At 64.4% G+C, this 19,563-nt stretch carries 18 protein-coding genes; 11 read left to right on the top strand and 7 right to left on the bottom strand.

Going from position 1 to position 19,563, the window contains the following annotated elements; genetic code table 11:
- The first annotated feature begins 45 nt into the window (after nt 1-45).
- Nucleotides 46-555: an HAD family hydrolase gene (locus tag LGH83_RS08230; RefSeq protein ID WP_227401363.1), complete on the top strand. Its 510-nt coding sequence runs from the start codon at nt 46-48 to the stop codon at nt 553-555.
- 92 nt (nt 556-647) lie between these two features.
- Here the strand turns inward: LGH83_RS08230 and LGH83_RS08235 are convergent, their stop codons facing one another.
- Nucleotides 648-1,355, bottom strand: coding sequence for a fumarylacetoacetate hydrolase family protein (locus LGH83_RS08235; RefSeq protein ID WP_227401364.1), 708 nt, complete (start codon nt 1,353-1,355; stop codon nt 648-650).
- A gap of 112 nt (nt 1,356-1,467) precedes the next feature.
- Here LGH83_RS08235 and LGH83_RS08240 point away from each other — a divergent pair, with 112 nt between their 5' ends.
- Nucleotides 1,468-2,583: a hypothetical protein gene (locus LGH83_RS08240; protein WP_227401365.1), complete on the top strand. Its 1,116-nt coding sequence runs from the start codon at nt 1,468-1,470 to the stop codon at nt 2,581-2,583.
- 164 nt (nt 2,584-2,747) lie between these two features.
- On the opposite strand, the gene larB is transcribed toward LGH83_RS08240, so the two are convergent.
- From larB to LGH83_RS08255, 3 genes are read right to left on the bottom strand one after another with little or no spacing between them, the layout of a single operon-like run.
- A complete protein-coding gene (gene larB / locus LGH83_RS08245) occupies nt 2,748-3,404 on the bottom strand; it encodes a nickel pincer cofactor biosynthesis protein LarB (RefSeq protein ID WP_227401366.1) in 657 nt (218 codons plus the stop codon).
- Complete coding sequence (locus LGH83_RS08250) at nt 3,404-4,225, bottom strand: asparagine synthase-related protein (RefSeq protein ID WP_227401367.1); 822 nt, start codon at nt 4,223-4,225, stop codon at nt 3,404-3,406. The genes larB and LGH83_RS08250 overlap by 1 nt, the downstream gene beginning before the upstream one ends.
- On the bottom strand, nt 4,222-5,535 hold the full coding sequence (locus LGH83_RS08255) for a LarC family nickel insertion protein (protein WP_227401368.1): 1,314 nt from the start codon (nt 5,533-5,535) through the stop codon (nt 4,222-4,224). The genes LGH83_RS08250 and LGH83_RS08255 overlap by 4 nt, the downstream gene beginning before the upstream one ends.
- Nucleotides 5,536-5,745: 210 nt before the next feature.
- Between LGH83_RS08255 and LGH83_RS08260 the strand changes: the two genes are divergently transcribed.
- Nucleotides 5,746-6,867 carry an aldo/keto reductase gene (locus tag LGH83_RS08260; RefSeq protein WP_227401369.1) on the top strand — a complete coding sequence of 374 codons (1,122 nt, stop codon included), beginning with the start codon at nt 5,746-5,748 and terminating at the stop codon, nt 6,865-6,867.
- A 36-nt stretch (nt 6,868-6,903) separates the two neighbouring features.
- Here the strand turns inward: LGH83_RS08260 and LGH83_RS08265 are convergent, their stop codons facing one another.
- On the bottom strand, nt 6,904-7,890 hold the full coding sequence (locus tag LGH83_RS08265) for an aldo/keto reductase (protein ID WP_227401370.1): 987 nt from the start codon (nt 7,888-7,890) through the stop codon (nt 6,904-6,906).
- Nucleotides 7,891-8,029: 139 nt separating this feature from the next.
- On the opposite strand from LGH83_RS08265, the gene larA reads away from it, so the two are divergent.
- Nucleotides 8,030-9,325, top strand: a complete 1,296-nt coding sequence (larA, locus tag LGH83_RS08270; protein WP_227401371.1) for a nickel-dependent lactate racemase — start codon at nt 8,030-8,032, stop codon at nt 9,323-9,325.
- Between the two features lie 18 nt (nt 9,326-9,343).
- Here larA and LGH83_RS08275 read toward each other — a convergent pair whose 3' ends face one another.
- Both LGH83_RS08275 and LGH83_RS08280 read right to left on the bottom strand, forming a co-directional pair.
- A complete protein-coding gene (locus LGH83_RS08275) occupies nt 9,344-10,192 on the bottom strand; it encodes a fumarylacetoacetate hydrolase family protein (protein ID WP_227401372.1) in 849 nt (282 codons plus the stop codon).
- Between the two features lie 64 nt (nt 10,193-10,256).
- Entirely contained in the window at nt 10,257-11,000 is a 744-nt protein-coding gene (locus LGH83_RS08280; RefSeq protein ID WP_227401781.1) for an SDR family oxidoreductase, read from the bottom strand.
- 357 nt (nt 11,001-11,357) lie between these two features.
- Here LGH83_RS08280 and LGH83_RS08285 point away from each other — a divergent pair, with 357 nt between their 5' ends.
- From LGH83_RS08285 to LGH83_RS08315, 7 genes are all read left to right on the top strand, one after another.
- Nucleotides 11,358-12,908, top strand: coding sequence for a carbohydrate porin (locus tag LGH83_RS08285; RefSeq protein ID WP_227401373.1), 1,551 nt, complete (start codon nt 11,358-11,360; stop codon nt 12,906-12,908).
- A gap of 112 nt (nt 12,909-13,020) precedes the next feature.
- On the top strand, nt 13,021-13,692 hold the full coding sequence (locus LGH83_RS08290; protein ID WP_227401374.1) for a carbonic anhydrase: 672 nt from the start codon (nt 13,021-13,023) through the stop codon (nt 13,690-13,692).
- Between the two features lie 369 nt (nt 13,693-14,061).
- A complete protein-coding gene (locus LGH83_RS08295; protein WP_227401375.1) occupies nt 14,062-14,946 on the top strand; it encodes a PRC-barrel domain-containing protein in 885 nt (294 codons plus the stop codon).
- 18 nt (nt 14,947-14,964) lie between these two features.
- Nucleotides 14,965-16,272, top strand: a complete 1,308-nt coding sequence (locus tag LGH83_RS08300; RefSeq protein ID WP_227401376.1) for an MFS transporter — start codon at nt 14,965-14,967, stop codon at nt 16,270-16,272.
- A 139-nt stretch (nt 16,273-16,411) separates the two neighbouring features.
- Nucleotides 16,412-18,169: an ABC transporter ATP-binding protein gene (locus LGH83_RS08305; RefSeq protein WP_227401377.1), complete on the top strand. Its 1,758-nt coding sequence runs from the start codon at nt 16,412-16,414 to the stop codon at nt 18,167-18,169.
- A gap of 16 nt (nt 18,170-18,185) precedes the next feature.
- Nucleotides 18,186-19,247 carry a dipeptidase gene (locus LGH83_RS08310; RefSeq protein WP_227401378.1) on the top strand — a complete coding sequence of 354 codons (1,062 nt, stop codon included), beginning with the start codon at nt 18,186-18,188 and terminating at the stop codon, nt 19,245-19,247.
- Between the two features lie 25 nt (nt 19,248-19,272).
- Nucleotides 19,273-19,560 (top strand): DUF2218 domain-containing protein, encoded by a 288-nt coding sequence (locus tag LGH83_RS08315; RefSeq protein ID WP_227401379.1) that lies wholly within the window; start codon nt 19,273-19,275, stop codon nt 19,558-19,560.
- Nucleotides 19,561-19,563 lie beyond the last annotated feature (3 nt).

Genomic DNA, 19,563 nt, shown 5'->3' on the forward strand with positions numbered 1-19,563 from the left:
TAAGTAGCGATTATGTCGGAAGCAAGCCGGATGATGCAGCGCACCATGTCGCGCATGCGTTCGGGTGGCGTCGGGACGCGATCGACGCGCGGCTCGCAGCGGTTGAGAGCCGCAATCTGTCGCTACGGCCCCAAAGGTTTCACGCTGTCGATGATCGAGACGGCGATCGACATGTCGGACGGAGCGGTGCCGGCCTCGGTTGTGGCGGAGAGTTTGGCGGCCGGTCGTGCCATGCTCAATCACCCGGTCGAACCGCTTCCAGGTGGTGGCGAAGCCGCACTCAAAGCCCTCGCGGCGCGGGGACGCCTCGTGCTCGTCACCAAGGGCGACCTGTTCCACCAGGAATCGAAGCTCGCGGCCTCGGGCCTCGGCCCGTTGTTTTCCGGCGTCGAAATCGTCAGCGACAAAACCGCCGAGACCTACGCCCGGGTGTTCGCCCGTTACGGGACCGATCCGGCCGCGAGCGTCATGGCGGGCAATTCCGTTCGGTCTGACGTGCTTCCGGCCATCGAGGCGGGTGGATGCGCGGCGCTGATTCCCTACGGGCTCGTCTGAGCCCACGAGGCTACCGAGCCGCCTCGCGACCATCCCCGTTTTCGTGAATTGGCAACGCTGAGCGAGCTCGCCGCCTGGATCGATAGCCTGGACTAAGCCGACGGGCGTCCGCGCGCCGCCACCACCGTGACGAGGCTGCCGACCCCTTCGATCGAGCCTTCCATACGGTCGCCGATCTCGACGGCTCCAACCCCGGCGGGCGTCCCGGTGAAGATGAGATCGCCAGGAGCGAGACGCACCAGCCGTGACAGAAACGCGATCGTTTCCGGCAGGCTCCAGATCATGGCCGACACGTCGGCGCTCTGCCGCACAGCGCCGTTGACCTTGAGTTCGAGCCGACCATGCGCCGGGTGGCCGATCCGGGCGGAGGGCACGAGATCGCCGATCGGAGCCGACGCATCGAAGCCCTTCGCCATATCCCAGGGGCGGCCGCTCTTTTTCGCATCGGCCTGAAGGTCGCGCCGGGTCATGTCGAGCCCGACCGCATAGCCGAACACGAGATCGAGCGCGCGCGCGGCCTCGATATCCTCTCCCCCGCCCGACAAGGCCGCGACCAGTTCGACCTCGTAATGCAGCGAGGTGGTCTGCGCCGGGTAAGGCATGTCGGCCCCGGCGATCACCAGAGCATCGGCTGGCTTGGTGAAGAAAAACGGCGCCTCACGCTCGGGGTCGGCCCCCATTTCGCGCGCATGCTCGGCATAATTCCGGCCGACGCAGAAGATGCGCCGCACCGGAAAGCGCCCACCGCCAAGCACCGGAACGAACGGCGGGGGCGCGGGAGAGAAAACGAAGTCGGACAAGAGGCACACTCGCTGGACAAGTCGAAGATGGCCGTACCCTCGACCAGATTGTCAGCCTCCGCAACCGCCGCTAGAGCTTCGCCGCATCGCCTGTGGCTCAAGGGAAACCAACATGATCACGATCGAAACGAACGGCGCTCGAGTCCTGTTCAATCCCGAGGGCGGCCACCTCGATCTCGTGGAATTCGTGGTCGATGGCGTGACGCTGCGCCCGATGCATCGGGCGCATTGGCGAACCGGCGAACACAACGACGGCATGCCCGAGGCGGTCGACGCCGAGGCTGGCATCACGCTGAAATCGCTCGCCGGCGACTTCTTTTGCGCGCCCTTCGCCGAGAACGACACCGGCGATGGCCCCTATCATGGCTGGCCCGCGAACGGGATGTGGGACCTGGTCGGTCAGCACGAGCCGGAAGGCGGCGGCGTCACGGCCCGGTTTCTGCTGCGGAACCGCGTGCTCGGCGCGCAGCTCTTCAAGGAGATCACGCTCCGGCCCGGTCATCCCGTGGTGTATCAAACGCATCGCTTCGTTGGTGGCGAGGGCGCCATCTCGGCCGGCCACCACCCGATGGTGCGCGTTGATGGCGGGGCGCGGCTGAGTTTCTCGGCCAAAGCCTTTGGCGCGACGCCGGCGACCCCGCTCGAAAGCGATCCGGCGCGCGGGCGCTCGGCGCTTGTCTATCCTCAAGAATTTGCCGATCTCAGCGCCGTCAAGCTGGCGTCCGGCGGCACCGTCGATCTCAGGTCCCTACCCGGCCCGGAAGCGTCCGAGGATTTTCTCCTCCTGGCGGAGGCTCCCGGACATCGGCTCGGCTGGTCTGCCGTCTTGGCACCGGCCGGAGGTTTCATCTATCTCGGCCTGCGTGATCCCCGCGTGCTGCCCTTCACGCTCCTGTGGTTGAGCAACGGCGGCCGCGACTACGCCCCCTTCTCGGGCCGACACAAGAGCGTTCTCGGCGTCGAGGAGGCCTGCTCGTTCTTCATCGACGGTTATCGCGCGTCTATCGCGCCCAACACGCTGACGGCACGCGGCTATCCGACCGCCCTCACGCTCGTGCCCGACGGCGAGCGCGTCGTTCACTTCGCCTTCGGAGCCATTCCTGTTCCGGCAGGCTGGGGGGAGGTGACGAACGTGAGCGCCGGGCCCGACGCCTTGACCGTAACGGAGCGCGGCGGCGAGACCCGGCAGATGCCGTTTCGTGGCGATTTCCTCGGCGCGATGGAGTAAACGCATATCCATTCCGATGACGCATGGCTGCCCGCACAGATGAGCAGTGGCTAATGCCGCGCCGCAGCATAGATTGGGGTTGCGCGCTTCGGCGCTGCAATGCCCTCCTTGGGCGTTTCCTCCCTAGACTACAGGGCCGCTTTTAGCGGTCCTTTTTTTTGCGCTTAGCGTCGGATCTTTGTCAGGATCCGCAGAGCCGCGCATGCGCCCCCGTAGCCATTGTCGATGTTCATGACCGGGACGCCGGGCGCGCAACTCGCGAGGGAGGCGTTGAGCGCGGTCTGTCCGCCAGCCGCAACCCCATAGCCGACCGAGGTTGGCACTGCGATCAACGGGCCGTCGAGCAGGCCCCCGAGAACGCTGACCAGTGCCGCATCCATGCCGGCCACCACGATGACCACAGGGCACTGACGGATCTCGTCCAGCCGCTCCATCAACCGCCAAAGCCCTGCCACGCCGATATCGGTAAATTCCGCGCGAGGCTGGCCGTCGAACGACAGAGTTCGCGCCGCCTCCCGACCGACAGGGACGTCGGATGTCCCCGCCATCACGATGCCGACCGGCTCACCCGCCAGGATCGGCACCGGCGCACCGAGGATCGCGGTTCGCGACACCGGATCGTAATCCAGCCGGTTCCGCAGATCCGAGGGGAGCGCCATCGCTTTTTCGGGATCGAGCCGGGTCAACAACAGACGTCCCGCACGATCCATGACCCCATCGAGGATCGCGGCGATCTGCTCCACCGACTTGCCGGCACAAAACACCGCTTCGCTGAGGCCGGTCCGCTTGCGGCGATCGAAGTCGAACTTGAACTCCACCATCAAGGCATCCCCTGCAGGAAAGCGCTGCCATTTCGATACGGCGCGAGCGTCAGCGTCGGGACCGCAACCAACCCGGCAAAAATAGTCTCGACCTCGGCCTCGATCGTCTCGACTCGACCCGGATCCAGCGCCGCACGGGTCCCGGCGTCGAGTTCGAGAACGATCCCCGAGGCACGCACCCGGCACCGGATTGTCCCGAGCGGAAAGTCCCGCGCCAGCCTGCGTTCGACGCTGTGGATCGCGCGTAGCACCTGCGCGTTGATGGCGATCCCGGTCTCGACCCGGCTCGACAGGCACGGGGCGGCCGGCAGGTCCGACAGATCACCGAGGCCGAGCCGCCGCGCCATGGCGCGCACCATGGCCTTGGAGATTTTGGCTTCGAGGTAGGGATGGCGAACGCCATGGTGACCAGCCGCATCGAGGCCGGGACGATACTCGCCGAGATCGTCGAGATTGGCGCCCGACAGCATCTGAGCGCCGGTATGGCGCGCGATGCTGCCATAGAGGTTCGTCTTGCAGAAGAAGCAGCGATTGACAGGGTTGGCCATGTAGTCGGCATCGTCGAACTCACCCGCGTCGACGACCCGGAGGATCCAGCCGTGTTGCTCGGCCAACCGCTCGACCCGCGCGGTGGCGTCGCCGGGAACGGCAGGCGACACCGCATGAAACATCGTGACACCCGACCGCTGGCGATGCGCGAAGGTTGCCAGCGTCACGCTATCGATGCCGCCGCTCAGCGCGATGGCAATCTCGCCCATGCCGGCCAGCACGGCGGCGAGCCTTGCGTTGTCATCCGTCGATCCGGCAAGACCGATATTCATGCGCCTGGCTCCTTGAGGACGGTCAGCCTAGCCAGCGCCAGAGTCTCGCCCTCGCGTCTCAAGGCACGTCGAGCCGCATGTCCGCGCTGCGCCGCGACATCATCGGCCTCGGTCTTGCCGGTCGCTGTTCCATCCGGACGCTGAACCGTCTTGACCCGCAACAGGACCCCGCCAGCCTCGACCTCGTCGAAGCCGCGCGCCAGCACGGCGCCCCGCACAATGTGAAACCGCAAGCCGATCGTCGTGGTCTCCTCGAAGCATCGTTCGATCGCGGCATCGAGTTCGGTGGGCGCGACCAGCACTTGCACCTGGGTCGCGACGCGCCCTTTCTTGCCGAAGGCGACGCTCTGGATGACGTCATGAACGCCGGTCAGGGCGCGGAGATGATCGAGCCCAGCCGAGAGATCCTCAGGCGTTTGATCGTCCACCTCGAACGTGATGACGCCAAGCTCGCGATGGCTGATGATCGGCTGAGACGAAGCGACCTCGACTAGCGCGGTCGGCGAAAATGTGAGAACGCGCAGACAATTGCTGATGCCCGGCAGCAGCCTCGACCCGAAGCCGGTTCCGGCAGCAACGAGAATGCGACCGCGGGCGGGCAGATGGTCCCACGGCACCAGCAGATAGCGCGCGATCGCGGCACCGGTCGGGGTCACGCGCTCGCCCGCGATGCCATCGTCGATGGTCGGCAATCCGCGGAGCAGCAGCGCTGTCGCGGGGGCAGGAACCGGCAGAAGACCATGTGCGGTCCTGATCCGGCCGGATCCGAGCGGGAGCGGAGCGGAGGTCCAGCGATCCGCCCCGATCAGCGCGATCAACTGCGCCGCGACGACGATATCGACGATAGAATCGACCGCGCCGACCTCGTGAAACGCGACCTCGTCCTCGGCCACGCCATGCACCTCGGCTTCGGCTTGTGCCAGCAGCGAGAAGATCGCGATCGCATGATCCTTGGTGGCGCGATCGAGCCGCGAGTCAGCGAGCTGTTGCCGAATATCGGCCCAGGCCCGATGCCGATGCGAATGCTCGCGGTTGTAATCGTGCTGGGAGGCGTGCTCGTCATCATCATGCTGATGCACATGAGCCGGCGTTGGGGGCGAGGCCGACGCATGATCCGCCGCAACGATGAAGCGCCGGCCCGTCAGGGCGTGGTCGCGATGCCGAACGAGGCGACACGCCGCTTCGGTTCCGAGCCCAAGCGCCGCGACCGCATCTTGCACGGCCGGCCAATGGTTCGGAAAGGCATCGAGCAGCGCGGCCGCGAACATGTCGCCGGACCAGCCACCGAGTGGATCGAAATGGATGTCCAAAGCTGCTCCATCACCAGACGACACCGAAACCTTCGGCGACGGTCCTCCGCGCCCCCGAATGTGATGTCAGCTAACGCAAATAGGCCATGACTTTTTTTGCCTTAGACGCACCAACGCCGAACCAACACCGATCGACGCGTCTCGCGCACGATCTTTTTGGCACCGCGGTGGTTGTGCAATTTGAAGCCAGAAATGTTCGGGAGATCGATCATGGACTATCGTCGCGTCTTGCTCGGCACCGCCGAGGCGTCCGGACCACGTGCGACGGAGGCGGCATCGGCCGCAGTCTCGCCACCGGGCCCCGCCCTTCCACGCTCCGCCAATCTGATTGCAGACCCGGCTGACCTGCCGTTCGTCACCTCACCCGGCACGCTGCGGGGCGAGATGCTGTATCGCATGCTCGGCCGCACCGGCCAGGAGGTCTCGGCGATCGGACTGGGCGGCTTTCACATCGGCAAGAAAGTTCTGACCGACGAAGGAGCCGTGAAGCTCATCCACGAAGCGGTCGATCGCGGCATCACATTCATGGATAATTGTTGGGACTATAACGAAGGCAACAGCGAGCTCCGGATGGGCTTGGCGCTGGAGAAGGGCGGCTATCGACAGAAGGTGTTTCTGATGTCGAAGATGGACGGGCGCACCAAGACGGAAGCGGCCGCCCAGATCGACACCTCGCTGAAGCGCCTCCGGACCGACCACATCGACCTCGTGCAGCACCATGAGATCTTGCGATACGACGACCCCGACCGCGTCTTTGCCGAAGGCGGCGCCATGGAAGCCTTCGTGGAAGCCAAGCAGGCCGGAAAGCTGCGCTTCATCGGCTTCACCGGCCATAAGGACCCGCGCATCCACCTGCAAATGCTGGATGTCGCAGCCTCGCGTGGCTTCCATTTCGATACCGTGCAGATGCCACTCAACGTGATGGACGCGCATTTCCGCTCGTTCGCGCATCTCGTCCTGCCCTATCTCGGGGCGCAGAACATCGGTGTGCTAGGCATGAAGACGTTCGGCGATGGCGTCATTCTGAAAAGCAACGCACCGATCAAGCCGATCGAGTTCTTGCATTATTCGATGAACCTGCCGACGTCCGTGGTCATCACCGGCATCGAGAACCAACAAAATCTCGATCAGGCCTTCGAGGCGGTGAAGACCTTCAAGCCGATGGATAAGGCCGCGGTCGCCGAACTCCTCGCGCGGAGCAGGCCCTACGCCTTGGACGGAAAATACGAGCTGTTCAAGACGAGTTCGACCTTCGACGGAACGGCCAAAAACGCCAAATGGCTCGGGGATGACGTCTCGGGCGTGCAGGACCTCGCGCCCACAATGGAGTGAGGCGGCACGTCTGGCCGCCTCGCTTTGCTCGAGCGACTACCAGCGCTGATGCACCGACGGCCTGATGTCGCGATCGTAAATGGACTTCAGTTCGGTCATCACGTCCGGCGACAAGGCCGGCAGGGATGCCGCATCGGCGTTGGCACGGGCCTGCGCGGCGTTTTTCGCACCGGGGATCGCGACCGTCACGGCATCGAACATCAAAATCCAACGCAAGGCGAATTGCGCCATGCTGATGTCGCCGCCGACCAGAGGACGGATCGCCTCGACGGCTTTCAGACCCTCCGCGTAGGAGACGCCCGAGAAGGTCTCGCCGACATCGAAGGCCTCGCCATGTCGGTTGTACTGACGATGGTCGGAGGGCTCGAAAACAGTGTCGGGCTTGAACTTGCCCGACAGGAGGCCGCTGGCGAGAGGAACGCGCGCGATGATCGCGACCTTCTTGTCCTGTGCGGCCTTGAAGAAGGCCTCGATCGGCTTCTGGCGAAAGATGTTGAAGATGATCTGCACGCTGGCGACACCGGGATAGTCGAGCGCCATCATGGCTTCCTCGACCTTTTCGACGCTGACCCCATAAGCGCGGATCTTTCCGGCCGTCACGAGATCGTCGAGGCGGCCGAACACCTCTGCGCGGTGGTAGAGTGCGGTCGGCGGGCAGTGAAGTTGCACAAGGTCGAGCGTTTCGACCCCGAGATTTTTCAAGCTGCGATCTGTCCAGGCCGACAGATTCTCGGCCGTATAACCCTCGACGGTCTGTTTGGGCAGGCGGCGTCCGGCCTTGGTGGCCACGAAAGGACGTTCGCCCCCGCGCGCCTTCAAAACCTGCGCGATCAATTGCTCGGAGCGGCCGTCGCCATAGACATCCGCCGTGTCGATGAAGGTCACGCCCTTGTCGAGCGCCTCGTTCAGCGCCGCAACGGCGTCATCTGGTTCGACATGGCCCCAATCCGCGCCGATCGCCCAGGCGCCGAAGCCGATGTCGCTGACCCTGCGGCCCGTCCGGCCGAAGTCCCGTGTTCGCATTCCGCCCTCTTCACTGATTTGAACCGACCTGCTGGCCGGCAGCTTTGATCGGACTTATCTTACGAACGAACGCAAAAGCGCAAGCTGCTCCAGCGCCATCGCTGCGGGCCGCCGACAATGCAACCTGGGGAGCGAGACGATGAGCCAAGCCGAAGCCGCAACGGTGTCGTACGGCCGGAGCCATCTGCAGCTTCGGCTCCCGAGTCATACCGCTCTCACCACCATCCGGAAACATCAGCTGCCGAAGCTGCCCGATCCGGACCGCGCCGTTCGCGAGGCCATGATGACGCCGATCGGCTCGGGCTCACTCGACAAGCTCGCGAATGGCAAAGCCAGCGCCTGCATCCTCATCTGCGACATCACCCGGCCGGTGCCCAATCGGCTCTTTCTACGTCCCATGATCGAGACGATGGTGGCGTCGGGCATCCCGCTCGATCGCATCACCGTTCTGGTCGCGACAGGGCTGCACCGACCCAACCTCGGTGACGAACTGGCCGAGCTCGTCGGCGATCCCTGGGTGCTGGCTGCGGTGCGGGTCGAGAACCATGAGGCGCGGGACGAAACCGCCCACGTGGATTTAGGGTTCACGGACACCCGACACACGCCGATTAAGCTCGACCGGCGCTTCGTGGAGGCAGATCTCCGCATCGCGACCGGGCTGGTCGAACCACATTTCATGGCCGGTTGGTCCGGCGGCCGCAAGGTCGTCGCGCCCGGCATCGCTCATCACGAGACGATTCGCACTTTTCATTCAGCGCGGTTCATGGAGGATCCGCTCGCGGTCCAGTGCAATCTCATCGGCAACCCCCTGCACGAGGAACAGCTCGAAATCGTGCGGCGGCTTGGCGACGTCTACGCGCTCAACACCGTGTTGGACGAGGATCGCGACCTCGTCTGCGTGACCTTCGGCGAGATCATCGCCAGCCATCAGGCTGCCGTCGACTTCGTCAGCGGCGTGACGCGCGTGCCGGTCGGTCGCCGGTTCAAGACAGTCGTGACGTCTTCGGCTGGCTACCCACTCGACAAGACCTATTATCAGACCGTCAAATGTATGGTGACGCCACTCGACATTCTCGAGCCCGGCGGAACCCTGATCGTCGCGTCGGAATGTTCGGAAGGCTTCGGCTCGGCGGAGTTCCGCGAGGCTCAGCGGCGGCTGATCACGCTCGGGCCGGAGCGCTTCCTGGCGACCCTTATGGCCAAGTCTCTCGCTGAAATCGACGAGTGGCAGACCGAGATGCAGATGAAATCCATGCGGGTCGGCAGGATCCAGCTTTATGCGTCTGGGCTTTCGGCCGAGGATCGCAAAATGACTGGCGTCGATATGATCGACGACATCGACGATGCCATCGCCGGCAGCATGGCGACGGCGGGCGATGCCGCCGTCGCGATCATCCCAGAGGGTCCCTATGTGGTGCCCTATCTCCGGGGTTGAGCCTTTGGGTTTTGGACGTCAGTCGGCCGCGACCGTCACCTGGGTCTGTTCGCCAAGACCCTCGATGCCGAGGCGGATCGTCTGGCCGGGATGGAGATAGATGGGCTCGGGCTTGAGGCCGAGGCCGACGCCGGGGGGCGTCCCGGTCGAAATGATGTCGCCCGGCTGCAAGCTCATGAATTGCGACACGTAGGACACCAATACGGCGACCGGGAAGATCATCGTCTTGGTCGAGCCGTTCTGCCGGCTGACCCCATCGACCGTCAGCCACATCGAAAGATTCTGCGGATCGGCGACCTCGTCCTTGGTGACGAGCCACGGCCCGATCGGCCCGAACGAGTCGGCGGACTTGCCCTTTGTCCACTGGCCGCCGCGCTCGGCCTGGAATTCACGCTCGGACACATCGTTGATGAGGCAATAGCCGGCCACATGGTTCATGGCGTCGGCTTCGGAAACGTAGCGCGCCTCGGCCCCGATCACGACACCGAGTTCGACTTCCCAGTCGGTCTTCTTCGATCGGCGCGGAATGATGACGGGATCGTTCGGGCCGGTAATGGCGCTGGTGGCCTTCATGAACAGGATCGGCTCGGCCGGAATGGGAGCGCCGGTTTCGGCCGCATGATCGGCATAGTTCAACCCGATGCAGATGAACTTGCCAACTCCAGCCACACAAGGACCGTAGCGACCGGGCTCGCTGACGAGCGGCAAGGATTTGACGTCGAGCGAGGCGATCTCCTTCAGGCCGTCGGGTGTCAGCCAGCGACCGGCGAGGTCGGGCACATGGGCCGACAGGTCGCGGACATTGCCATCCGCATCGAGCAGACCGGGCTTTTCGGCGCCCTTGGGGCCATGACGCAGCAATTTCATGAAGCCTCTATGTGGTTCGAGTCAAAGGTTTGGTTTTCGACGGAAACGCTTGGACGACGGGCGCTTACATATTGGTCCAGCCACCGTCGATCGCGATGGCGGTGCCGGTGATGAGGGAGGATTCGTCGCTGGCGAAGAACACCACGAGGTTCGCGACCTCGTCGGGGGTGCCAAGACGCCCCATCGGCTGGCGGGCCAGGAAGCTGGCGCGTGCCGTATCGTAGTCGCCGAGAGCGCGCATCCGGTCCTGCAACGAAGGGCTTTCGATCGTGCCAGGGCAGATCGCGTTGGCGCGGATTCCCTTGGTGACGAAATCAGCCGCGACGGATTTGGTCATACCGATGACGGCCGCTTTGGTGGCTCCGTAGATGAACCGGTTTGGGGCCGCGATGATGGTCGAGGCCACGGACGCCATATTGACGATGGATCCGCCGCCCTTGGCCAGCATGCCGGGCAGGAAGGCTCGCATCATCCGGTACATGGCCCGCATGTTGAGATCGACCGAGAACGAAAAGGCATCCTCGTCGCAGTCGAGGATCGTGCCGTTATGCACAAATCCCGCGCAGTTGAAAAGCACGTCCGGGGCCGGCACCTCGGCCGCGAAGGTTGTGATGGCGCTCGGATCGAGCACATCGAGACGTCGGGTGGTCACGTTGGCAAGACCGGCAAGCGTCTCGAGCTTCCCTGCATCGATGTCGGTCGCGATCACCTGCGCGCCTTCACGCGCGCAAGCCAGCACCGATGCGTGTCCGATGCCCTGCCCGGCCGCGGTGATGATCGCCGTCTTGCCTTTTAGTCGTTCCGCCATCCCCAGATCTCCGTTTTTCCCCTCATTGGTCCGCAACGCTGGCCCGACCGAACGCTCGAAAGACCAGGAGGTCGTCTGCCGCAGCCCCGCCGCAAGCAAGATGTCGGGCGACAGCGCGAATGCGGCGGGACCATAGATGATTGCTCGCGCCTTGAGCAACCCAGTGCCGCGCTTCGCGCCACGCGACCGCGTCGCCTCGGCCACACCGAATTGATTTTATCGATCGGTCTGGAACAGCCCTCTTGAGGCAACGATGCTCAGCGTCGATGCTGATCGCACCAGAAGCGTCCGAGTCGCGTGAACGTCACGCCCGGTGCAGGACGAAGAAGCCGTCCAAAATCAGGAACGACAGGAAACATGACTCTCGCCACATGTCGTTCGGTACGGCTCGCCGCTCTCGCTTCAGCTGTGGCCCTTATTTTTGCTGCTCCGGCGCCCGGCATCGCCCAGACCGCCCCGGCCGCGACGACGTCGCCGCAATCCGTCGTGCCGCCTCCCGCAGGCCTCAGGCCAGCCGATAAAACCGCCGTTCGCAGAAGCGCCGCACGCGACGCGGCGCTGCCCAAACCACAAGGCGCCCGCAAGCCGGCCGCGCCCGTGACGCCGTCGAACCCGACCAAACGCGCCAAGATCTCACATGCTGCGGTCGAGCCCGAACATGCCTTCGGGGACTGGGACGGCTTCCGCACGCGCCTTGCCAAATATGGCGTGAATTATTCGCTGAATTACACGACCGAGAGCGTTGCCAACGTGTCTGGTGGCGTCAAAGCGGGCGCTGCCTACGCGCATCAGATCGCTCTCGCGGTCGACGTAAATTGGCAGACGCTGGCAGGGCTCGATGGATTTTCGACCCACACGATCTTCATCAACCGCGCCGGTAACAATGCGAGCGCGCGTTTCATCGGCGACAACGTCCTGCAGGCGCAGGAAATCTACGGCGCCGGCTTCGGCCAGATCGTCAAACTGGTGTGGTTCTACGGTGAGCAGAAACTGGCCGACGACAAGATCGATATCGCCTTCGGCCGCTTGGCCCCTGGCTCGGATTTCGGCGCCTCCCCGCTCAACTGCAACTTCATGACGCTGACGATCTGCGGGCATAATCGCGCGCTGACGTCGCTGCAGGGCTTCGAGGATTGGCCGACCAGCGTCTGGGGCGCGCGTATCAAGGGCCAGACGACCGACACGACCTACATCATGACCGGACTGTTCCAGTCGCAGCCCTTCCCGGTTCCCGGCGAGAGCTACACGCAGGGCGGCTACAGCGGGTTCGATTGGACCCTGAAAGGAACGACGGGCGTCAGTATCCCGCTCGAACTCGGCTTCGAGCCGCGCCTTGGGCCGGACGAAATGCCGGGCCACTACAAGCTCGGCTTCAATTACGACACGTCCGACTATCCGGACACCTTCTTCGACCGACAGAATTTGCCGCTCGCGCTCACCGGATTGACCGGGCGGCCACATCATGGACGAGCCCAATTCTGGGTCGAGGGCGACCAGATGATCGCCCGCAACGGGCCAAACGACAACGATGGTCTCATTCTCCTGGCGAGCTACGCCCACGACGATTCCAACACCTCGCTGATCCGGAATTTCCTCTGGGCCGGCGTGCTGGATCGCGGGTTCTGGGATGCGCGTCCGCAGGATCAGATCGGCTTCGCGGCGACCTATTACGATGTCAGCAACAAGATCACCCGCACCGAGCAACTCGAGCAGAGCCTCGATCTTCCGCTCTACGGCAATGCGCGCGGAGTGCAGCGAAACGGGGCCGTGTTCGAAGCCAATTACGGGATCCATGTCGCGCCTGGCGTGCTGATCCAGCCAGAGCTCGAATATTTTCTCAAACCCGGCGCGACCGCTGCTGTGTCGAACTCGTTCCTGATCGGAGCCAAGACCAACATCGACTTCTAAAGGCCAGCAAGCGAGGAGGCGATGCGACAGGCGTTGTTGGCGGAATTGCCCAACTCTGTTAGGTCCCGCCGACAGCCTCACGCTGGGGCTGCTCCCCGTTTGAGGTCGTCCCATGTTTCCCGATCGGCTCACGCAAGGCTACCGCTCCTTTCTGGATGGCCGGTTCGCCAGCGAACGCTCACGCTACGAAATGCTGGCCGATACCGGACAGCGCCCCGAGATCATGGTCGTCGGCTGCGTGGACTCGCGCGTCTCGCCCGAGGTGATTTTCGATGCCGCACCTGGCGAATTGCTGGTCGTCCGCAACGTGGCGAATCTGGTCCCGCCCTACGAACCCGATCGTGACTCCCAACACGGTACGAGCGCGGCGCTCGAATTCGGAGTCCAGGCGCTGAAGGTCAAGCATATTGTTGTGCTCGGGCATGCCTTCTGCGGCGGCATCCGCGCCTTCGCCGATGAACAGAAGCCGCTGTCATCGGGTGATTTCATCGGTCGCTGGATGTCGCAGATCGCTCCCGCGGCTGCCAACATCGGCCCGCGTAAAGCCGATGACGATGTCGATTACCTGCATCGGCTGGAGTTTGCATCGGTCGAGCTCAGTCTCAAGAACCTGATGACATTTCCGTGGCTCCGGATCTTAGTCGAAGCTGGTACGCTGCATCTGCATGGCGCTTATTTTGGCGTGGCGACCGGTCGGCTGCAGGTGCGCGACCCGGAGACGGGTCGTTTCGAGCCTGTCAGCGACACGGTTCCGGGGCCGCTCGGGATGATCCGCTGCACCTGAACAGGTCGACCCGTGATGGCGCTGGTTTTCGACTGCCGCGTCGATGAAGGCACGTTTGCCACGTCGACATAATAGGGGCTCTCGGACGTGTGGGAGTGGTCAACGCGGCCGAAAACCCCTAGACGATATGGTGAAGAGCCGATGAGACGTCACGCTTGCGGAGGCTGTTGCAACCGTCCTCGCGTGGCGACGATGGGCTATGCCCCGCAGCAACCGCCCACCCGGTGACGGGACGGCTGGATCCATGCGTCGGGACATGTGTTTGTAGTCGAAGGGTAGCGTTTCATGGCCGAACCGCATGGTCCGTCTGACCACAGGACAGCGCCGCGTCATCAGGGTCCGGTCACGCGGAGCGCGCATGGGGGCGCTATGATCCGCGCAAGCGTTATCGTCCTCGCCCTTGCGGTGAGCCAAATCGCGCGGGCCGCCGATGCGCTTCCGCCGGCTCAGGGGGCCCCGACCCAACCGGAACCCGTCGCGACGCCGACGGCCGCCCCTCCTGCGCCAAGCCCTGCCGCGCCCCCTGCCGCGCCCCCTGCCGCAAGCCCTGTCGCGCAAACGAAAGCGGCCGAACCGACCAAAGCCGAGGCGAAGGCCGAGGCTAAAGCTCAGGAGACGGCTGGCACCCCCGCGATCGTGCTCGATGGACCGGAGGTCGAGAGCATTCTCGGCAAGGACGTTCAGAACACCAAGGGCGACGACATGGGCCGCATCGTCGACCTGCTGATCGATCGTTCCGGACAGATGCGCGCCGCCGTCATCGATTTCGGCGGCTTCTTCGGCGTCGGGAGCCGCAAGATCGCGGTCGATTGGCGCGCCATTCACATGGCCGACGACGGCAAGACCGATAAGCTGGTGATCGACCTGCCGCGCAATCAATTACGGGTCGCCCCCGTCTACAAAGAAGGGGAGCCCGTCGTCGTTCTCGGTCGCCCACCGGCGTTGGAAGCTCCGGCGACGGCTCCCGTGGCTGCGGCGGCCCCCGTGAAGGCGGCAAATCCCGTGGCTGCCGCAGCACCCGCTGCCATCGCGCGGCCGCCTGTCGCGGCGGCACCAATCACCGCCACACCTGCGGCTTCGACTCCCGCGGCCGCGGTACCCGCTGCCACAACGCCGGCCGCACAGGCACCGGCTTCGCCGCCGCAACCCGCTGCTTCTGTGCCAGCACCGCCCCCGGCCGTGCCATCGACGCCTGCACCCGCTGCGGCACAACCACCCGCGCTTCAACCCACACCTGCCCCAGCAGCGCCCTAGGGCGCGCGGGAACCCTGAATGACAGTCTCAGATCTGAGTGCGACTCAGACGGCCAGCGGCGCCAGGCCGCCAGACGTGTCGACGCCGAACGCTTCTCGGCAGAGCCGCAACGGCCTCGATTGGTTCGTCTTTTTCATTGCCGATATCCAAACAGGCTTCGGCCCGTTCGTGGCCGTCTATCTCACGGCGCAAAAGTGGACCCAGACCGATATTGGCCTCGTCTTGACGGTGGCGGGTCTGGTGAGCTTGCTCGGCCAGATCCCGGCCGGCGCGGTCGTCGATGCGGTCAAGAACCTGAGGGCCGCGGCCGCCATCGCGGTCTTGGCGATCGGCGGCAGTGCGTTTGCGATGGCGATCTGGCCGGTCTTCCCGCTCGTCATGCTGTCGCGCGTCGTCCATGCGGGAGCGAGCTGTGTCCTCGGCCTCGCCTTGGCGTCGATCAGCCTCAGCCTCGTCGGCCGTCGCGAGATCAGCGGACGGCTGGGCCGCAATGCGTCCTTCGCCTCGATCGGCACCGGACTCGCGGCGGCCGGCATGGGCCTTTGCGGCACGTACCTCTCCCCGAGATCCGTGTTTTTCGTCTCTGGCGCGCTGGTGCTTCCGGCCCTGATCGCCCTCTTCAGGATCAAAAGCGACGAGATCAAAGTGGTCCGCGAGGGCGGTGATCCCGCTGTCAAACGCGGACGCGGCGCGATCCTCACCGACCTCCGCGATTTGGCGCGCATTCGTCCACTGGTGATCTTTTCGGCCTGCATCGTCATGTTCCACCTGGCCAATGCGGCAATGTTGCCGCTCGCCGCCAGCATGTTGACGCTTCGGTCGAGTAGCGCCGCGACAGCACTCGTGGCCGCCGCCATCGTGGTGCCCCAGGTCATCGTCGCGATCCTGTCGCCCATCGTCGGCCTCAAGGCGCAGAAATGGGGACGCAAGCCGCTGCTGCTGATCGGCTTTGCGGCGCTGCCGCTCCGTGGCCTCATCTTCTCTCTGACCAGCGACCCCCGCATTCTCGTCGCGGTTCAAGCGCTCGATGGCGTTTCGGCGGCCGCACTCGGCGTGCTGGTGCCGCTCACCATTGCGGACGTCACCGCCAAAGCTGGGCGGTTCAATCTGGCGCAAGGCGCGGTCGGCTGCGCGGTTGGCATCGGCGCAGCGATCAGCACCACGATCGCGGGGTCTCTCTCCGACCATTTCGGGAGCCATCTCGCCTTCGTGACGATGGCGACCGTCGCCGGTTTCGGCTTCTTGGCGGTTTGGCTGTTCATGCCCGAGACCCTGGACCGACCCGCCCCGGCGTCACCCGAGCCAATCCGCTCGGTGTCACCATGAACGTTCTCGCGTCAATGCGGTCTTCTCCGCCTCTTTCACGAGAAAGGTTGTGGCGCGGCACGACATTTGTTTCAGTGACGGCCGAGACAGCCGGCATCGGAACACTGCCCACTCGGAATGCGGGAAGGCTTGCGGTTTGATGGAAAATTACGCGCATCGGCCGTTTGGATTTTTCGCGCGCTATATTCTTAAGCGCCGCCTCGCGCATGCCTGCATCCTGATCGCGGTTCTGGGGGCGGTGACCTGTTCGGTCAGCACGCAATTCGGCATCAAAGGCCTCGTCGACGCGCTGGCGGCCGGCCAGGATAGCGGGAAGAGCCCCTGGACCGCCTTTACGGTGCTGGTCTGCTTCATCGCGGCCGATAATTTCCTCTGGCGGATCGCAAGTTGGATCGGCAGTTATGCGTTTGTCGGCGTGACCGGCGATCTCCGCTCCGACCTGTTTCGCCATCTGACAGGGCACGCGCCGGGGTATTTTGCCGACCGCCTCCCAGGCGTCTTGACGAGCCGCATCACCGCGACCTCGAATGCGGTCTTCACGATCGAAAACATGTTCGTCTGGAACGTCCTGCCGCCCTGCGTCGCGACCGTGGGCGCGATCGCGTTTCTGACGCTCGTCAGCCTGCCGATGGCGGGATTTCTGGTCTGCGTCGCGCTCGTGGTCATCGTCGTGATGTTCAAGATGGCGGCCATGGGCAAGCCGCTGCATCACGATTTCGCCAACAAGGCTGCGGCCGTCGACGGCGAGATGGTGGACGTCATCGGCAATATGGCGCTCGTCAAAGCGTTCGGCGGCATCGCGCGGGAGCATCGCCGCTTCGATGTGACGGTCGATAAGGAGATGACGGCTCGCCGCCGTAGCCTGCAATATCTCGAAAAGCTACGCCTCGCTCATGCGGTGGTGGTGGTCGTGATGACGCTCGGACTGCTCGGCTGGGCCATCAAACTCTGGCAGGCCCGGCAGATCACGGCCGGCGACGTCGTGCTGGTCTGCACGCTCGGTCTCTCGGTGCTGAGCGCCACGCGCGATCTCGCGGTGGCGCTGGTGGACGTGACGCAGCATATGGCGCGGCTCTCCGAAGCGCTGACGACGCTGCTGTCGCCGCACGATCTCAAGGACATTCCGAATGCCGCGACCCTGGTGCCGGCTGGCGCGCGCGTCAGCTTTCGTAATGTGGCCTTCGCCTATCCGTCCGGCCGCAAGGTGTTCAGCGATTTCACGGTCGAGATCGAGCCAGGGCAGCGCGTCGGCCTCGTCGGGCCTTCGGGCGGCGGCAAGTCGACCCTGATCGCGCTGCTGCAGCGCTTCTACGACATCCAGGGCGGCCAGATCCTCATCGACGGCCAGGATATTTCGCGCATTACCGAGCAGAGCCTGCGGGACGCTATTGCGATCGTGCCGCAGGATACGGCTCTGCTGAACCGAACGCTGACCGAAAACATCCGCTACGGCCGGCCCGAAGCGACCGATGAGGAGGTCTGGAACGCCGCCATCGCGGCGCGCTGTCGCCCCTTCATCGAGAACCTGCCCGAAGGGCTCGATACGATCGTCGGCGATCGTGGCTTGAAGCTATCGGGTGGGCAGCGTCAGCGCATCGCCATCGCCCGCGCGTTCCTCAAGGATTCGCCGATCCTCCTGCTCGACGAAGCCACCTCGGCCCTTGATAGCGAGGCCGAGGAAGCGATCCGGCTCGCGCTGGAGCGGCTGATGGAAAAGCGCACCGTCATCACCATCGCGCATCGCCTGTCGACCGTTCGCTCGTTCGATCGCATTCTGGTGCTGCAGAACGGCAAAGTGGTGCAGGACGGCGCACCCGACGACCTCCTCGACCGGGAAGGTCCCTATAGCGCACTCATCAAGACCGAGATGAGCCGCCTCGCGCAAAAAGCGGCTTAGTCCGCTCAGGATTGTTATGACAAACCCGATGATTTCCGTTTTCGACGGCCATAACGACACCTTGCTGCGCTTCGCCATGCAGACCGCATCGACCCCGGAGGCGCTGTTCGAAAAGGGCGATGGCAAAGGACATTTCGACCTGCCGCGGGCTCGAGCAGGCGGTTTTGCGGGCGGCATGTTCGCCGTGTTTCCGCCGCCACGCGACATGCCCGACATGAGCCGCTCGATGAACGGGGCCGCCTATGACATGCCGTTACCGCCGCCGCTGCCGCATCATGGCGCGGGTGACTGGACGGCCCGTATGGTGGCGATCCTGCTGCGGCTCGAACGCGCGTTCCCGAACGACCTCGCGATCTGCCGCAGCGTGCCCGACATTCGGGCCGCCATGGCGAGCCACAAGATCGCGGCCGTACTTCACATCGAAGGCGCCGAGGCGATCGATCGCGATTTGATGATGCTCGACGTTCTCCACGCCGTGGGGCTTCGCTCGCTCGGTCTCGTCTGGAGCCGGCCCAACATCTTCGCGCATGGCGTCCCTTTCCGCTTTCCGAGTTCGCCCGATACCGGGGACGGCTTGACCGAGGCCGGCCGTGACTTGGTGCGCGGCTGCAACCAGCGCCGCATCCTGCTCGACCTGTCGCATCTCAACGAAAAAGGCTTTTGGGACGTCGCCGCCCTGACCGATGCACCGCTGGTCGCGACCCATTCAAACGTTCACGCGCTCTGCCCCTCGGCCCGCAACCTCACCGTCAAGCAACTCGACGCCATCGCGGAGAGCAAGGGTGTCGTCGGGCTGAATTTTGCCACCTGCTTCCTGCGGTCCGACGGGCAGATGCGGGCCGATACGAGCCTCGACGACATGGTTCGCCATCTCGACGCGCTGGTCGAACGGCTCGGCGAGGATGGGGTCGCGTTCGGATCGGATTTCGATGGCGCCATCGTCCCAGCCGAGGTCGGGAGCGTCGCCGGCCTTCCAAATCTGCTCGATCGGATGCGGCAAACGGGCTATTCGGAGCCGCTGCTCGCCAAGATCGCCCACGGGAATTGGCTGTCGCTGCTGGAGCGCAGCTGGGCCTGAGCGGCACGAAAAGGAACCGGACCCGATGTCGACCTTCACGGCCCAAGTCGAAACCGAACACGCCAGCCGCTACCTGCAACAGCTCTGCAAACACTGGAGCCACAAGTTCACCGTGACGTTCGATCCCTCGCGCGGCACGATCGATCTCAATGGCTCGACCTGTAGCTTTGTGGCTGAGCCGCATCGCTTGCTGATGAGCCTCGCCAATGAGGACGCTGCGGTCCTGCCGCGGGTTTGCGAGGTGGTGACCGAGCATCTGAGACGCTTCGCCTTTCGCGAAGAGCTCGCGGTCGAGTGGGCGGAGGCGGTCTAGCCT

Origin of the sequence: Lichenihabitans sp. PAMC28606 (assembly GCF_020616535.1) — a bacterium.
Taxonomy (GTDB): Bacteria; Pseudomonadota; Alphaproteobacteria; order Rhizobiales; family Beijerinckiaceae; genus Lichenihabitans; species Lichenihabitans psoromatis.

Excerpts from the sequence above, each read along its gene's own strand:
- LGH83_RS08230 (WP_227401363.1), top strand. The coding sequence starts at position 46 with ATGTCGCGCATGCGTTCGGGTGGCGTCGGGACGCGATCGACGCGCGGC.
- LGH83_RS08240 (WP_227401365.1), top strand. The coding sequence starts at position 1,468 with ATGATCACGATCGAAACGAACGGCGCTCGAGTCCTGTTCAATCCCGAG.
- larB (WP_227401366.1), bottom strand. The coding sequence starts at position 3,404 with ATGGTGGAGTTCAAGTTCGACTTCGATCGCCGCAAGCGGACCGGCCTC.
- LGH83_RS08250 (WP_227401367.1), bottom strand. The coding sequence starts at position 4,225 with ATGAATATCGGTCTTGCCGGATCGACGGATGACAACGCAAGGCTCGCC.
- LGH83_RS08260 (WP_227401369.1), top strand. The coding sequence starts at position 5,746 with ATGGACTATCGTCGCGTCTTGCTCGGCACCGCCGAGGCGTCCGGACCA.
- LGH83_RS08265 (WP_227401370.1), bottom strand. The coding sequence starts at position 7,890 with ATGCGAACACGGGACTTCGGCCGGACGGGCCGCAGGGTCAGCGACATC.
- larA (WP_227401371.1), top strand. The coding sequence starts at position 8,030 with ATGAGCCAAGCCGAAGCCGCAACGGTGTCGTACGGCCGGAGCCATCTG.
- LGH83_RS08275 (WP_227401372.1), bottom strand. The coding sequence starts at position 10,192 with ATGAAATTGCTGCGTCATGGCCCCAAGGGCGCCGAAAAGCCCGGTCTG.
- LGH83_RS08280 (WP_227401781.1), bottom strand. The coding sequence starts at position 11,000 with ATGGCGGAACGACTAAAAGGCAAGACGGCGATCATCACCGCGGCCGGG.
- LGH83_RS08285 (WP_227401373.1), top strand. The coding sequence starts at position 11,358 with ATGACTCTCGCCACATGTCGTTCGGTACGGCTCGCCGCTCTCGCTTCA.
- LGH83_RS08290 (WP_227401374.1), top strand. The coding sequence starts at position 13,021 with ATGTTTCCCGATCGGCTCACGCAAGGCTACCGCTCCTTTCTGGATGGC.
- LGH83_RS08295 (WP_227401375.1), top strand. The coding sequence starts at position 14,062 with ATGATCCGCGCAAGCGTTATCGTCCTCGCCCTTGCGGTGAGCCAAATC.
- LGH83_RS08300 (WP_227401376.1), top strand. The coding sequence starts at position 14,965 with ATGACAGTCTCAGATCTGAGTGCGACTCAGACGGCCAGCGGCGCCAGG.
- LGH83_RS08305 (WP_227401377.1), top strand. The coding sequence starts at position 16,412 with ATGGAAAATTACGCGCATCGGCCGTTTGGATTTTTCGCGCGCTATATT.
- LGH83_RS08310 (WP_227401378.1), top strand. The coding sequence starts at position 18,186 with ATGACAAACCCGATGATTTCCGTTTTCGACGGCCATAACGACACCTTG.
- LGH83_RS08315 (WP_227401379.1), top strand. The coding sequence starts at position 19,273 with ATGTCGACCTTCACGGCCCAAGTCGAAACCGAACACGCCAGCCGCTAC.